Here is a 13,854-nt window from a genome sequence, read left to right on the forward strand (position 1 = left end):
CACACTGGAGGAGCACACCTGCACACCATTCGGGACGTGGACAACGCCGCCATCGCCCTCATTCACCGCCTCGGCGGCTTCGCCACCACTCAGCAACTCCTGACCGTCATCACCCGCCAACAGCTCGACGTCGCAGTTCGGCGGGGAGACCTGACCCGGCTCTGGCGCGGCGTCTACGGGCTGACAACGCCGGACCTCGTCGGGAGGTTGCAGGCACTGGACCTGTTTCTCGGCACCCCGGCGGTCGCCTGCCTCGGCACGGCCGCCCGGTTGTACGGATTCGACACCGAGAACACCACTGCGATCCACATCCTGGACACCGGGGCTCGGGTCAGACCCACCGTCGGGCTCATGGTCCACCAACGGGCGGGCGCCCCGCTGCAACGCGTCTCCAGCCGCCTGGCCACCTCCCCCGCGTGGACCGCCGTCGAGATAGCCCGTCAGCTGTCCAGACCGCGAGCATTGGCGACGCTCGACGCAGCACTGCACTCCGTGCGCTGCACGCCGGACGAGCTGGCCAGGGCGGTGCTCGACCAACGGGGCCGCCGTGGAATCGTCGACGTCCGAGCGCTTCTCGAACACGCCGACGGCCGCGCGGAATCGGGAATGGAGAGCGAGGCTCGTCTGGCGATGATCGACCGCGGGCTGCCGAAACCCGAACTGCAATACGAGATCCACGGCTTCAACGGTGAGCTCTGGCGTAGCGACTTCGCGTGGCCAGAGGCCATGGTGTGCGCGGAGTACGAGAGCATCGAATGGCATGCCGGACGAGCAGAAATGCTGCGAGACAAGAAGAGGTTCGCCGGCATTCAGCAGTGCGGCTGGACCGTGATCCCGATCGTCTCCAGCGACGTGCGGGTCAACCAGGCCGAATTCACTGACCGGATCGCGCACCACCTGTCCACGGCGAGCAGACACAAAATCGCATGATTCTGCCCGAATTCGTGCGAGTTAGCGTCTGCTCGCGGGGAGGGAAGAGCGCCCGGGGGTTAGCTCCCGACGGTCAGGCCGACCTTCTGGAACTCCTTGAGGTCGCAGTACCCGGCCTTCGCCATTGACCTGCGCAGGCCGCCGACCAGGTTGAGCCCGCCGAACGGGTCATCCGACGGTCCGCTGAGCACCTGGTCCAGCGTGGGCCTCTCCTCGACCGCGATCTGCAGCAGAGCGCCGCGAGGCAGCGACGGGTGCGCGGCGGCGGACGGCCAGAACCAGCCGTCACCCTGCGCCTCGGCCGCGGCCGCGAGCGGGGTGCCCAGCACCACCGCGTCGGCACCGCACGCGATGGCCTTGGCCAACTCGCCGGAGGTGTGGATGTCGCCGTCGGCCAGCACGTGCACGTACCGACCGCCCGTCTCGTCGAGGTACTCACGGCGCGCGGCGGCGGCGTCGGCGATCGCGGTGGCCATCGGCACGCTGATGCCCAGCACTTCGTCACTGGTGGTCGCGCCCGCCGTCGAGCCGTACCCGACAATCACGCCTGCCGCGCCGGTGCGCATCAGATGCAGCGCGGTGCGATGGTCGAGCACACCTCCGGCCACCACTGGGACGTCGAGTTCGGAGATGAAGGTCTTGAGGTTGAGCGGCTCGCCGTCGGAGGCGACGCGCTCGGCCGAGATGATGGTGCCCTGGATGACCAGCAGGTCGATTCCGGCCGCCACCAGCGCCGGGGTCAGCGCTTGGGCGTTCTGCGGGCTGACCCGGACCGCGGTGGTCACTCCGGCCTCACGGATCCGCGCGACGGCGGCGCCGAGCAGGTCGGGGTCCAGCGGCGCGGCGTGCAACTGCTGCAGCAGCCGGATCGCGGCCGTCGACTCGGGCTCCTTGGATGCGGCGTCGACGACCTGGGCGATCTTGGTCTCGACGTCGGCATGCCTGCCGATCAGGCCCTCGCCGTTGATGACGCCGAGGCCGCCGCGGCGGCCCAGCTCGATGGCGAACTCCACCGACACCACGGCGTCAGTCGGGTGGCTGACGACCGGGATGTCGAACCGGTAGGCGTCCAACTGCCACGTCGTCGACACATCCTGGCTCGAGCGCGTCCGCCGGGACGGCACGATGTTGATGTCGGCGAGTTCGTAGGTGCGCCGCGCGGTGCGGCCCATGCCAATTTCGACCATGTCGCGCACGGACTGGTCCCCCTTAGCGCGAGTAGTAGTTCGGTGCTTCGACGGTCATCGTGATGTCGTGCGGGTGGCTCTCCTTGAGCCCCGCCGGCGTGATCCTCACGAACTGCGCCTGCTGCAGGTCCTCGATGGTGGCCGCTCCGGTGTAGCCCATCGAAGCCCGCAGACCGCCCGTGAGCTGGTGGATCACGGTCGACAGCGGACCACGGAACGGCACCCGGCCCTCGATGCCCTCGGGCACGAGCTTGTCTTCGGAGAGCACGTCGTCCTGGAAGTAGCGGTCCTTGGAGAACGACCCACGGACCGCGCCCGCGGCGCCGCGCCCCTGCATCGCTCCGAGCGACCCCATGCCGCGGTAGCTCTTGAACTGCTTGCCGTTGACGAAGATCAGGTCGCCGGGCGACTCGGCCGTGCCCGCGAGCAGCGAGCCCAGCATGGCCGTCGACGCGCCTGCGGCCAGCGCCTTGGCGATGTCACCCGAGTACTGCAGGCCACCGTCGGCGATCACGGGTACACCCGCGGGCTTGCACACCGCGACGGCCTCGAGGATCGCGGTGATCTGGGGTGCGCCCACGCCGGCCACGACGCGGGTGGTGCAGATCGATCCGGGGCCCACGCCGACCTTGACCGCGTCGGCGCCGGCTTCGATGAGTGCGGCGGACGCGCCCCGGGTGGCGACGTTGCCGCCGACGACATCGACGCGTTCCCCGACCTCACCCTTGAGCTTGCTGACCATGTCCAGGACGCGGCGGTTGTGCGCATGCGCGGTGTCGACGATCAGCACGTCGACACCGGCGTCGACCAGCGCCATCGACCGCTCCCAGGCGTCGTCACCGACACCCACTGCGGCGCCGACGAGCAGGCGGCCGTCCCTGTCCTTGGTGGCCAGCGGATGCTGTTCGGTCTTGACGAAGTCCTTGACGGTGATCAGGCCCGTGAGCTTGCCGTTCCCGTCGACGATCGGGAGCTTCTCGATCTTGTTGCGGCGAAGGAGTCCCAGTGCGGCGTCCGCGGTGACACCCTCGCGCGCGGTGATCAGCGGCGCCTTAGTCATGACCTCGGAGACCGGCTTGTTCAGGTCCACCTCGAAGCGCATGTCGCGGTTGGTGATGATGCCCACCAGAGAGCCGTTGTCGTCGACGACAGGCAGGCCCGAGATACGGAACCGGGCGCACATCGCGTCGACCTCGGCCAGCGTGTTGTTGGGTGAGCACGTCACCGGGTCGGTCACCATGCCGGCCTCGGACCGCTTGACGGTCTCCACCTGGCCGGCCTGCTCGGCCAGCGGCAGGTTGCGGTGCAGCACACCCATGCCGCCCGCGCGGGCCATCGCAATCGCCATCCGGGACTCGGTCACGGTGTCCATGGCCGAGCTGACCAACGGCACCTTGAGGCGGATGTTGCGGGTCAGCTGGCTCGAGGTGTCGGCCGTGGCGGGAATGATGTCCGACGCGGCGGGAAGCAGGAGGACGTCGTCGAAAGTCAGTCCCAGCATCGCGATCTTGTGCGGGTCATCCCCACCGGTGGGCACGGCGGTGTGCTCGGCGTCAGACAGGGGTCGAGCCATTAAGGGGGCCTCCACTAAGGCATGCGGGCGATGAGGACATCCTATCGGCTCGCAGGACGGATGCCGCCATGCCTCACCCCGGGTATCGCTGGCCTAGCCCAGCGGGTCTGCGTACTGTAGAGGCGTGCGCGACCATCTACCTCCGGGATTGCCGCCAGATCCGTTCGCCGACGACCCCTACGATCCGTCGGCCGCGCTGGACGCCATCGAGCCGGGGCAGCCGCTGGATCCTCAGGAGCGCGCTGCCGTCGAAGCCGATCTCGGCGATCTGGCGGTCTACGAATCCCTGTTGGCGCACAAGGGGATTCGCGGGCTCGTGGTCTGCTGTGACGAATGCCAGCAGGACCACTACCACGACTGGGACATGCTGCGCGCCAACCTGCTGCAGCTTCTGGTGGACGGCACCGTCCGCCCGCACGAGCCCGCTTATGACCCCGAACCCGACGCCTATGTGACGTGGGACTACTGCCGGGGCTACGCCGATGCGTCTCTCAACGAGGCGGCCTCGGAAAGTGACGGATATCGCTGATCAGGCGCACGCCTGATCAGCTCTCCTCTTCGTCTGCTCCCGGCACCGGGATTTCGATGACATCGCCAGGCACCGTCGTCGTGGTGATGCTGTTTCCGCTCTGAGGCGCCTCCTCGGCGGCCTCGACCGGACTCGCCGACGTCGGCACGGTCCGCAACGACGATCCCGGCGTCACGGCCGCCGACGGCACGCTGGTCGGCGGTGCCTCCAGGGCCGGCGCCACCGCAGCCGTCGTTGTGGTCGTCGTGGTGGGCGGGGTGGTCGTCAGGGTGGGCGCCGTGCTCGTCGCGGTCGGAGCCGTGGTGACCGCGGTGGACGGCGCGGTCTCGGTGCCCGAGGGTTGCGCAGGCTCCGTCGCGGGCTCAGTCGGCTCCGACGACTCCGTCGGGGGCACCGACGTCTCCGAGGGTTCCGTGGACAGTGGCGTCGTGGTGGCGGGAGTCTCGCTCGGCACAGTCACGTCCGTGCTCGGCACCGTGCTCGTCACCGGAGGCAGTTCCAGCAGCGTGACCCCGGGCGGCGGCGGTACGGGCACTTCGCCCGGCGCGACGACCGGAAGGCTCGCGTTGGGATCGCGGGTGCCGACCTTGACGCTCAGCTCGTTGTACTGCTGGATCAGGTCGGTCTTGGCCTCGACGTTGTCGACGGACTCCACCGACGACGTCACCTCGGCCAGCTTGGCCTGGGCCTGCTCCCAGTCACCCGTTTCGATCAGGCGCGCAACCTCGGCCATCTTGGTCTGCGCGGCGAGCGTCACGCGATCGTCGCGCACGCCCTGCGACTCACCGAACAGCGCCGTGCGCAGCCCGTACATGGCATCGCCCGGTTGGGCACCACCCACCAGTGCGCCGAATCCGCCGATGCCCAACACAGCCGCGGCCGTCGAGGCGACCAGGGTCAGACCACGACGCGATCCGCGCTGAGTGGGCCGGCGCGCGGCCAACCCGTCCTCGAGCGCCGCGGCGGCCTGGTCCTCGGTCACCATCCGGGACGACGACGGGGTCCGGACGTCGTCGCGCCAGCCCTCAAGCAGAGCGAACAGTTCGGCATCGGCGCGGTCCGCGGGACGGACCCGGCGCTGCCCGGCCAACGCGTCGAGAAGCATGTCGGTGCGGGCGATGTCTTCGAGCGACTCGGGCCCGGAGGCGAAATCAGGCATAGTCGTACCCCGTCGCCGTGATCTGCGTTTTCAGCTTCGCCAATGCACGGTGCTGGGCGACCCGAACGGCTCCTGCGGTACTGCCGACGGCCTCCGCCGTCTCCTCGGCGGACAGGCCGACCACGACGCGCAGGATCAGGATCTCGCGCTGCTTCTCGGGCAGCACCTGCAGCAGCGCATTCATGCGCTCCCCCGCGTCGACGTTGATCGCCATCTGCTCGGGCCCGCTCTCCAGGGAGTACCGCTCCGGCACGGAGTCCGTGGGTTCCGCACGATTACGGGCCGCCGCGCGATGCGCGTCAGCAACCTTGTGGGCAGCGATGCCGTACACGAATGCCAGGAACGGTCGTCCCTGATCCTGGTAGCGCGGCAGCGCCATCATGGCGGCCAAGCACACCTCCTGTGCGACGTCGTCAGCTGAGAGGCCACTGCGCTCCGCGGTTCCGACACGAGCCCGGCAATACCGAACCACGATCGGGCGGATGGTCTCCAGCACTTCCCGGAGCGCATCACGATCGCCAGCCACTGCCTGAGCAACGACAGCGTCGAGACGTTCTCCTGGAATTGTCATCGACGGCGGTATCTCCAACGTTACGAGCCGGACATATACCGGCGGCGGGGCTGGCTAAACAATAACGGCGCGGGCGCGGGCCACGACGGTCACCGCGCGCACCAGACTCCCCCGCGATGTTCCACCAACTTCGCGGCGGCGTCGCGGATCTGCGCGATCTCGGCGTCTGGGCGCGTCGCGCTGCCGATGCCGCACAGCAGGCTGGCGACGGCCCAGTGCAGCGGAATCAGCCCGTGGTGCGCGGTCTCGTCCAGGACTTTCTCGGCGTGGGTCCTGGCGTCGTCGACGCGACCGGCGCAGCACAGCGCGGCCGCCAGGACGACGTCGCTCTTGACCCGGTGCCGTACGGACCGCTGCCCCTGCGCCAGTTCGACTCCGCGACGGGCATGGTCGAGTGCGGTGTCCCCGTGGCCTGTGGCCATCGCCAGTTCCGCGCTGACCCACTGCACCCGCACGGCCGCCCGGTCGGGGTGTCCGCCGTCGGCCATGACGTCGCGGGCGGCGAACAGCAGTCGTTCGGATGCGGCGAACCGCGCCATCCCGAGGGCATCGGCGGCCAGGCCCACCAGTGCGTCCAACCGCGCTTCGACGTCGTCGCCTGCGGCCAGCAGCGCGCGGCCGTCCCAGCCGCGAGCCAGGCCGTGCCAGCCCAACTGGCGCAGCAGCGATGCGTGGGTGCTCAGGGCCAAGGACCGCAGCGGGCCGTCCAGCTCACACCGACGGACGCCGGCCAGTTCGCTGTAGGCCTGCCCGTAGTGCCCCTGGCCGGCCGCGGCGACAGCGCGCCACCAGGCTTCGGCCGGGGCCTCGGCGGCCGGCAGCGGCCAGGTGCCAGGACATTCGCCGAACGCTGCGCTTTCGAGGCTGACGGACGAGAATGACCGGGACACCGCCCGCACGCTACCAATTCTCGGGTTAACAGTTCGTCTTGCGAATGTTACGAGCGTGTCAACTGCCTATTGATCGGCAGGAAACCGGCGGTGTCGCGCGTCGTCGCCGAACTGGGCCTATTCAGGTTCAGAGTGATTCGAAGAGCCCGCATTAGCACGGTTCGCGCCACATAACCTCTCAAATGATGAACGTGACGTAAATTCTCACGCTGCGGCTATGTCATTGCGCACAGGGGGTGGCTATTGACGCGCTTTCATGCCCGCTTCTACTTTGTGGAGGCAATCGAGTAGTCATCGGCGACAGCACTCGAACCCACGTTCCTATGCAAGGCAACGGAACTCGGCGACAAGGGGTTTAACTATGCCGCAGCCGCAGCAACTACCCGGGCCCAATGCTGACATCTGGGATTGGCAGATGCAGGGCATGTGCCGGGGTGTCGAATCCTCGATGTTCTTCCATCCGGACGGCGAGCGTGGCCGGGCCCGTGCGCAGCGTGAGATGCGCGCCAAGGAGATGTGCCGGCGCTGCCCGGTGATCGCCCAGTGCCGTTCGCACGCGCTGGCCGTCGGAGAGCCCTACGGAATCTGGGGCGGGTTGTCCGAGTCCGAGCGCGAGCTGCTGCTCAAGCGCGGCATCCGCCGCAGCGCCTGACGCAACACCACGACCACGCCGTAGACCAGGGCGGCCGCCACCACCAGCGCGCCCAGCCACGGCAGCCACCAGCCGAGCAGCAGGACCAGATCCTTCACGAGGCCGACCAACGCATCCCAGCCCCGGTGAACCTCTCCGAGGAAACCGGAGTAGCGCTGGGGTGCGGGTCCGCCGATCTGCTCGGCGACGAAGTTGACGTCGACCGTGCTGTAGTCGACCTGTTCCCCCAACTGCGTGCGCTGCGCACGCAGGCTGTCCAAATCGGCCTGGCGCTGTGACAGCGCGTTCTCGGCCGCGATCAGTGCCTCCGGATCCGCGGCGTCCCGCATGATCGCCAGCAGTCGATCGACCGACGTCTGCAGCGCCTTGATGCGGGCGTCGAGATCGACCCGTTGCGAGGTCACATCGTCGGCGCGGGTGTCGGTCGACTCGACGACGCCGAGGTCCTTGAGCTCACGGAGGACCTCGTCCAATCGGTCGGCCGGGACTCGCAGCACCACAGCCGCGGACGCGCGTCCGGACCCCGAACCCGCGTCCTCGGTCCGGCTGTCGACGCGGCCCCCGGAATCTTCGGCGATCACCGCGGCGCGGTCAGCCGCCGCCGAGGTGTCGGGCACGGTGATCACAATCGACGCGGTCTTGACCACGTCACGTGTGACCGCAGACTCCTGCGGTTGGGGGCCGGAGGCTGGTGCGGGCGCCATCTTGGCGTCCTCCGGGGCCAGCGCCGGCCCGCTGGAGATCTCGCCGGGGGAACCTCCAGCACACCCAGTCAATGCCACGATCAACAGCAGCACCGGCGAAACCCAGCGGATCCACCCCGTCCCCACGGTCATGCCTGCAAGGTAGCGATCAGCGGGGGGTTCCGGCAATGCCGTGCTGCAGCGCGTACATGCTCGCGCCGATCCGGTTCGACACGCCGACCTTGGCGTAGATCCGTTCGACGTGGTTGCGCGCGGTCTTCTCACTGATCACCAGGCGGACCGCGATCTGCTTGTTGGAGGCGCCGCCGGCCACCAGACGCAGCACCTCAATCTCGCGCGGTGTCAGCCGCCCCGATCCCCCGGTGGGGCGCCGCGGCAACCGCCCAGCGGCGTACAGCACCGCGTCGGCCGCGACGCCGTCGAGTTCCCCGGCGGCGACGCGGGCGGCCAATCGGCGTTGCGCGTCGTCTGGCGACATCTCGGATCGGTACGGACGCGGTTCCAGCGCCGACTGATAGGCGACCGCGGCGGCCAGGATCCTGTCGGGCAGACCGAGGGCAGGTCCGGCAAGCCCGGTCGGGTAGCCGGACCCATCGAGATGTTCGTGGTGGGTTCCGGCCAGTCTCGCGATGTGCTCCAGGCCGCTGACCTGACGCAGGATCCGCGTCGTCAGATACGGATGCAGGCGGACCCGCTCGAACTGCGCGGGCGTGAGTTCGCCCGCCTTGGACCAGATCTGGTTGGAGATCCCGATCCGTCCCAGATCGTGCACGTGCCCGGCCCGGCGGGCTCGTGTCGCCACTGCGGCGTCCAGTCCCGCGACCGCGACGGCGTCTGCGGCCAGCCGCGCCACGCCACGCGAATGCCCAAGCATGAAAGGACATTTGAGGTCGACGAAGTCGCCGAGTGCACACAACAGCGCGTCGAGTCCGTCGTCGTCGAGATGTTCGTCGCGGTCGGGCGCCTCGTGCAGTGCCGCGGCCCAGCTGTCCCCTGCCCCGGGCCCCGCGAGGATCTGCTCGGCATCCCTGACGACGACGTCGACGATGTCGGGATCGAACTGACCGCGGCGACGGTCGGTCACCATCGCCACGGCCTTGTCGACCCCGCCCACGCGGTGGTGGACCTCAGTCATGTCCGCGACTTGAGCGACGCGCATCGCAATCGGGATGGCGTCGCCACTCACGCCGCAGGGCAGGCCGCCGCCGTCGTACCGCTCGAACGTGAACCGCAGCGCCTCCTGGACCGCCGGGCTGAGCCCCATGCGCTCAGCCAGCAGCACCGCGGACGCACAGTGCGAATGGATCAGCTGGGCGATATGACCACGGGCGCCGGCGACCAGCGTCGTCAACACCGACAGCCTGCGCACCAACGGTTCGCCTCTGGCGACGTTCGACAGCACGAACCGGAGATACGGAATCCCCGACCAGTCGACGAAGTACGAATCGTGGCGCACCGCGATGTCGTCACCGAACCAGCGGGCGTATTCGTGGGAGTCGGCGTGACAGCCGATCCACATGATCAGCGTCGAGTAGTAGATGACGTCGCGGGTTTCCCGGTCCAGGCCCAGGCGGTCGGCGATGCGCGTGCCGATCAGGGCCGAGCGCAGCATGTGCTCGGCAGGCTGTCCCAGACCGAGGTCGACCGCCACCGACAGTGCGGCGAGCAGTTCGGCTCGGCTGGGACCGCTTTCGGAGTCCATCGGCCGATTGTGCTCCTCAGGTGCGTGCCAGCGCAGCGTTCGCGGCCTGACTGAATCGCGCCTGGCCCACGACGCCCAGCCCTCGTTGCGGCAACCGGAAGTCACCGAGGCGGGCCTGTGTGCGCAATGGTGCGACGGAACCCAGGTCGACGCCGTCCAATTCGGCGTGGGACGCGCAGACCTCCCACATCTGTTTGGGCGCGACGCGGAACCGCTGTCCGTTGGGGGAGGCCCCGGCCAGACGGATCTGACCTGCACCCAGGAGCATTCCGGCCGAGCGGCCGATGACACCCAGCGCCGAGGAACTCGTCCACGCGCGTTCGGGCAGCGTCGTGCCGATGCGGCTGAGCAGTCGGGTCGTGGGTGTCGCACGAAAGGCCACGGTCCACCGCAGCTTCTCGGGGATCGTCACCGTCAGGGTGTAGTCGTCGTCCCAGTGCGTCTCGATGGGGCACTGGACGGCGTCGACCGACGTGGCGGAACTGAAGTACCGGGCGCAGCTGAGGGGCCCCGGCGTGGTGGCGTAGAACGTCCACACGCCTTCGGGATCGCGGTGCCACACCGACCGGTAGCCCGGAATCGACGGCGGCAGAAAGGATGCCGCGGGAAAGTCGCGCAGCGCCAGATAGTGACCGCTGGCGAAGGGCAGGCCCATGACGCCGAAGACCGTGAACCGGTCGCCGTCGCCGGACGGGAGAGACGGGGCAGCTGCCACCTCGGCGGCAGCTGTCTGTGGTGTGTGTGAATGAGTCATAGCGCGATCGTCGCGCTCCTCCGACGGGGACCGCATGGGGCGGTTGCCTCATCTCTTCGGCCGGCATGAGACATGCTGTAGGCATGAGACTCCTCGTCAGCCTCATGGCCGCACTGCTCGTCACAGGCTGCTCGGCCGCCGTCGAAGGCAATGCGATCACACAGACCGGGTCGTCGGACAACGACGGTGTCGACGTGGCGGTGTTGGACACGGGCGACTACGCGGTGGCTGCGGGTCCGCCGTTCGCCACCGCCGGCGAGGTCTCCCCCACCTCGGGGAACATCGTGGAGGCCCATCGGATGGCCAGCTTCGTGGTGGGGCCCTGGCAGGTCAACAACGCGTTCCGCAGCCGGGGCGATGTCCTGCTGACGTCGAGCACCCTGCCTCTGCCGACGATCGACATCGTCAAGTCCGCCGGCGCGATCCCGAACGAACTGGCCGATGTCATGGGCGCTCACGGGTTCGTGACGGCCTTTTCGACGCTGCGCTTCTCCGACGCCACCCCCACGGGTTCGTTGCTCAACATGGTGGTCCGCTTCGCGGATCCCGCGGGGGCCGCCGCCGCGGCACGTGAGATGGCCGAGAAGAACCCCCTGCCGCCCGGTGCGAGCCCGCGGACGCCGGTCGACGTAGGTCATCCCGATGCGTTGGCCACGATCTACGAGAACCCGGGGACCGGTGAAATCGTGGAGTCCTTCACGCCGTACAAGTCGTATGTCTTCATCAATCGCGCTTGGGTCAAACGTGTTCCCGGGGAGATGTCCCACTCCCCCAAAGCGCTGATTCAGGGGGTCATCGGCGACCAGAGGAAACGGATCGACACTTTCAAACCCACCCCCATCGAGAAGCTGGGCGACCTCCCCATGGACCCCACCGGCCAGATGCTGGCCGCCACCCTGTGGAACCTGGACAACCAGGCACCCGCAAATATGGGCGCCTGGCCTTCGGAGGCCTGGGTGCACTTCGAGACCGACCCGGTGAAGTCGGCGGTGCTGTTCCGCGACGGCGGCGTGGATTACGTGTCACAACGCCGGGCCACGGTGTACCGGGCCCGCGACGACGAGGCGGCCCGCAAGGTCGCGGCCGGGCTCGGCGAGCAGGCCAGCGCCGAACCGGGCGTGAGTCCGGCGCGTCCCGTGAAGGGACTTCCGCAGGCCCGCTGTTACACCCGGGCCCGGGGCGAATCCAGCACGTCCGCGATCTCCTGGCAGCGGGTGCGCTGGCAGCACAAGTGCGTCGCCTTCACCGATCGGTTCGCGTTCACGGTGTTCTCGAGCGACCTGACCGATGCCCAGCAGCAGATTTCGGCGCAGTACCGAATCCTGGCGGGCCGCTGACTAACTCGCGCCCGCGGCCAGCCACTGCTCGAAGGTCGTCGGCGCGATACGCGCGCCCGGGCCGGGCAGCAGCACGTTGCCGGCCAAGGACAGATCCAACGGACCCGACCACGTCGGAACCAGCTTGACGTCCCTGCCCAGCACGGTGTTGGTGCGACGGGCCATGTCGACGAGGTCCTGCGTCTCGGGCCCGGCGACGTCCACGTGCCTGCCCTGCGGTGCGCCCGTCGCCACCTCGGCCAACACCGCGGCAATGTCGTCGGGAGCGATCGGCTGGATCAGAAGTGGCGCGATGGTCGCGACACCCTCGCACTCGGTCCAACTGCTGGCCAACCCGGCGAAATCGTGGAACTGCGTGGCGGGCACAATCGTCCACGGCACCGGACCCGCTTCGATCAGCCGCTCCTGCTCCCGCTTGCCGACGTAATGTGCTGTGCCGCCGTCAATTCTGTTGATCCCGACGATCGACAGCAGCACATGGTGCCCCACTCCCGCGCGCGCCTCGGCGGCCAACAGGTTCGTCGTGGTGGCACCGAAGTAGTCACGGGTCTCCTCGGGGCTGATCGGCGGCGAGCTGATCGTGTCGATCACCGCGGCCACACCCTGCAGCGCGACGTCCAGACCGTCGCCCGTGATCAGGTCGACCCCACGGGACCGACTGATCCGGACCACCTCATGACCGTCCCGTTCGAGCACAGCCGCGGTTCGAGCACCGATGTTGCCGGTCGCGCCGGCCACTGCAACACGCATGATGGGCCTCCCAGCCCTCAGTGTCGTCTCAGTCGGCGCGCTTGGCCAGCCCTCGCAGCACCAGATCCGTCGCCGCCCAGTCCATGCATTTGTCGGTGACCGACTGGCCGTAGGTCAGCGGCTTCGCCTCGGGAGCCTGAGCGCCGGCCACCAGGAAGCTCTCCAGCATGACGCCACTGATCGGCAGGCCGTCGCGCACCAACTGCGCCACCTCGTCGGCGACGCCGGCCTGGCGGATGTGGTCCTTGCCGGAATTGGCGTGGCTGCAGTCGATCACCACACGTCCGGGCAGACCGGCCTTGGCGAGCCTGTCGGCGGCTTCGCGCACCGACTCCGCATCGAAGTTGGGACCACCGGTGCCGCCGCGCAGAATGACGTGGCAGTCCTCGTTGCCCTCGGTGCTCACGACCGCGCCGCGGCCCATGTCATCCATGCCGAAGAAGACATGCTGTGCGGCAGCGGATTTCGCGCCGTCCACCGCAACCTGGATGTTGCCGTCGGTGCCGTTCTTGAACCCCACCGGCATCGACAGGCCCGACGCCAGTTGGCGGTGCACCTGCGACTCCGTGGTGCGTGCGCCGATCGCGCCCCAGGCGACCGCGTCGGCGATGTACTGGGGGCTGGTGGGCTCCAGGAACTCGCAGCCCACCGGAAGGCCGATGTCGATGATGTCGAGGAGCAGTTGGCGTGCGACGCGCAGACCACGGGCGACGTCGAAGGTGCCATCCATATCGGGATCGTTGATCAGGCCCTTCCACCCCACCGTCGTGCGCGGCTTCTCGAAGTAGACCCGCATCACGATCTTGAGGCTGTCCTTGAGCTCCTCGGCCACCTTCACGAGTCGACTTGCGTACTCCAGTGCGGCCGCGGGGTCATGCACTGAGCAGGGCCCGACCACGACCAGCAGGCGGTCGTCACGGCCGGCGAGGATCGCGGCGATCTCGTCGCGGTCGCGGGCGACGCGTTCCGCCCGGCGGCCGCCCAGCGGGAACTCCGTGAGCACGTCGTGCGGGCTGGGGATCTCGCTGAAGCTGCGGATCCGGCGGTCTGACGTCGCGGGAGCCGCGGCGGTCTGAGCGAGGTTCATGTCCTTGGGTGCCTTTCTGATGTGGACAC

Annotated in this window: 14 protein-coding genes; 4 read left to right on the plus strand and 10 right to left on the minus strand. The window is 68.7% G+C overall.

Annotated elements, in window-relative coordinates:
• Positions 1-36: 36 nt before the first annotated feature.
• Positions 37-930 (plus strand): type IV toxin-antitoxin system AbiEi family antitoxin, encoded by an 894-nt coding sequence (locus G6N34_RS18075; protein ID WP_109788301.1) that lies wholly within the window; start codon positions 37-39, stop codon positions 928-930.
• A gap of 59 nt (positions 931-989) precedes the next feature.
• Here G6N34_RS18075 and G6N34_RS18080 read toward each other — a convergent pair whose 3' ends face one another.
• The gene (locus G6N34_RS18080; protein ID WP_109788336.1) at positions 990-2,117 is read right to left on the minus strand and encodes a GuaB3 family IMP dehydrogenase-related protein; all 1,128 of its coding nucleotides are present in this window, start codon (positions 2,115-2,117) and stop codon (positions 990-992) included.
• 22 nt (positions 2,118-2,139) lie between these two features.
• Positions 2,140-3,690 carry an IMP dehydrogenase gene (gene guaB, locus G6N34_RS18085; protein ID WP_085149283.1) on the minus strand — a complete coding sequence of 517 codons (1,551 nt, stop codon included), beginning with the start codon at positions 3,688-3,690 and terminating at the stop codon, positions 2,140-2,142.
• Positions 3,691-3,814: 124 nt separating this feature from the next.
• On the opposite strand from guaB, the gene G6N34_RS18090 reads away from it, so the two are divergent.
• Positions 3,815-4,219 carry a DUF5319 domain-containing protein gene (locus G6N34_RS18090; protein WP_085149286.1) on the plus strand — a complete coding sequence of 135 codons (405 nt, stop codon included), beginning with the start codon at positions 3,815-3,817 and terminating at the stop codon, positions 4,217-4,219.
• Between the two features lie 16 nt (positions 4,220-4,235).
• Here G6N34_RS18090 and G6N34_RS18095 read toward each other — a convergent pair whose 3' ends face one another.
• The 3 genes from G6N34_RS18095 to G6N34_RS18105 all read right to left on the minus strand — a co-directional run bounded on the left by G6N34_RS18095 (position 4,236) and on the right by G6N34_RS18105 (position 6,839).
• A complete protein-coding gene (locus G6N34_RS18095; protein ID WP_085149289.1) occupies positions 4,236-5,378 on the minus strand; it encodes an anti-sigma-D factor RsdA in 1,143 nt (380 codons plus the stop codon).
• Positions 5,371-5,949 carry a sigma-70 family RNA polymerase sigma factor gene (locus G6N34_RS18100; RefSeq protein WP_085149293.1) on the minus strand — a complete coding sequence of 193 codons (579 nt, stop codon included), beginning with the start codon at positions 5,947-5,949 and terminating at the stop codon, positions 5,371-5,373. The genes G6N34_RS18095 and G6N34_RS18100 overlap by 8 nt, the downstream gene beginning before the upstream one ends.
• Before the next feature lie 89 nt (positions 5,950-6,038).
• Positions 6,039-6,839 carry a hypothetical protein gene (locus G6N34_RS18105; RefSeq protein ID WP_109788337.1) on the minus strand — a complete coding sequence of 267 codons (801 nt, stop codon included), beginning with the start codon at positions 6,837-6,839 and terminating at the stop codon, positions 6,039-6,041.
• 361 nt (positions 6,840-7,200) lie between these two features.
• Between G6N34_RS18105 and G6N34_RS18110 the strand changes: the two genes are divergently transcribed.
• Positions 7,201-7,491, plus strand: a complete 291-nt coding sequence (locus G6N34_RS18110; protein ID WP_085149298.1) for a WhiB family transcriptional regulator — start codon at positions 7,201-7,203, stop codon at positions 7,489-7,491.
• Here the strand turns inward: G6N34_RS18110 and G6N34_RS18115 are convergent.
• From G6N34_RS18115 to G6N34_RS18125, 3 genes are all read right to left on the minus strand, one after another.
• Positions 7,416-8,273 carry a DUF4349 domain-containing protein gene (locus G6N34_RS18115; protein WP_407663278.1) on the minus strand — a complete coding sequence of 286 codons (858 nt, stop codon included), beginning with the start codon at positions 8,271-8,273 and terminating at the stop codon, positions 7,416-7,418. The genes G6N34_RS18110 and G6N34_RS18115 overlap by 76 nt on opposite strands.
• A gap of 70 nt (positions 8,274-8,343) precedes the next feature.
• Entirely contained in the window at positions 8,344-9,897 is a 1,554-nt protein-coding gene (locus G6N34_RS18120) for an HD domain-containing phosphohydrolase (RefSeq protein ID WP_085149303.1), read from the minus strand.
• A 16-nt stretch (positions 9,898-9,913) separates the two neighbouring features.
• Positions 9,914-10,651, minus strand: coding sequence for a hypothetical protein (locus G6N34_RS18125; protein WP_085149306.1), 738 nt, complete (start codon positions 10,649-10,651; stop codon positions 9,914-9,916).
• A gap of 83 nt (positions 10,652-10,734) precedes the next feature.
• Here G6N34_RS18125 and G6N34_RS18130 point away from each other — a divergent pair, with 83 nt between their 5' ends.
• Positions 10,735-11,988 (plus strand): DUF7373 family lipoprotein, encoded by a 1,254-nt coding sequence (locus G6N34_RS18130; RefSeq protein WP_085149309.1) that lies wholly within the window; start codon positions 10,735-10,737, stop codon positions 11,986-11,988.
• On the opposite strand, the gene G6N34_RS18135 is transcribed toward G6N34_RS18130, so the two are convergent.
• Positions 11,989-12,738, minus strand: a complete 750-nt coding sequence (locus G6N34_RS18135) for an SDR family oxidoreductase (protein WP_085149312.1) — start codon at positions 12,736-12,738, stop codon at positions 11,989-11,991.
• A 28-nt stretch (positions 12,739-12,766) separates the two neighbouring features.
• Positions 12,767-13,825, minus strand: coding sequence for a 3-deoxy-7-phosphoheptulonate synthase (locus tag G6N34_RS18140; protein WP_085149315.1), 1,059 nt, complete (start codon positions 13,823-13,825; stop codon positions 12,767-12,769).
• Between the last annotated feature and the right edge of the window lie 29 nt (positions 13,826-13,854).

It is taken from the genome of Mycolicibacterium confluentis, from assembly GCF_010729895.1.
Lineage (GTDB): Bacteria > Actinomycetota > Actinomycetes > Mycobacteriales > Mycobacteriaceae > Mycobacterium > Mycobacterium confluentis.

Coding starts and splice junctions, on each gene's coding strand:
- G6N34_RS18135 (WP_085149312.1), bottom strand. CDS start 12,738: ATGCGTGTTGCAGTGGCCGGCGCGACCGGCAACATCGGTGCTCGAACC.
- G6N34_RS18110 (WP_085149298.1), top strand. CDS start 7,201: ATGCCGCAGCCGCAGCAACTACCCGGGCCCAATGCTGACATCTGGGAT.
- G6N34_RS18080 (WP_109788336.1), bottom strand. CDS start 2,117: ATGGTCGAAATTGGCATGGGCCGCACCGCGCGGCGCACCTACGAACTC.
- G6N34_RS18100 (WP_085149293.1), bottom strand. CDS start 5,949: ATGACAATTCCAGGAGAACGTCTCGACGCTGTCGTTGCTCAGGCAGTG.
- G6N34_RS18095 (WP_085149289.1), bottom strand. CDS start 5,378: ATGCCTGATTTCGCCTCCGGGCCCGAGTCGCTCGAAGACATCGCCCGC.
- guaB (WP_085149283.1), bottom strand. CDS start 3,690: ATGGCTCGACCCCTGTCTGACGCCGAGCACACCGCCGTGCCCACCGGT.
- G6N34_RS18140 (WP_085149315.1), bottom strand. CDS start 13,825: ATGAACCTCGCTCAGACCGCCGCGGCTCCCGCGACGTCAGACCGCCGG.
- G6N34_RS18120 (WP_085149303.1), bottom strand. CDS start 9,897: ATGGACTCCGAAAGCGGTCCCAGCCGAGCCGAACTGCTCGCCGCACTG.
- G6N34_RS18130 (WP_085149309.1), top strand. CDS start 10,735: ATGAGACTCCTCGTCAGCCTCATGGCCGCACTGCTCGTCACAGGCTGC.
- G6N34_RS18125 (WP_085149306.1), bottom strand. CDS start 10,651: ATGACTCATTCACACACACCACAGACAGCTGCCGCCGAGGTGGCAGCT.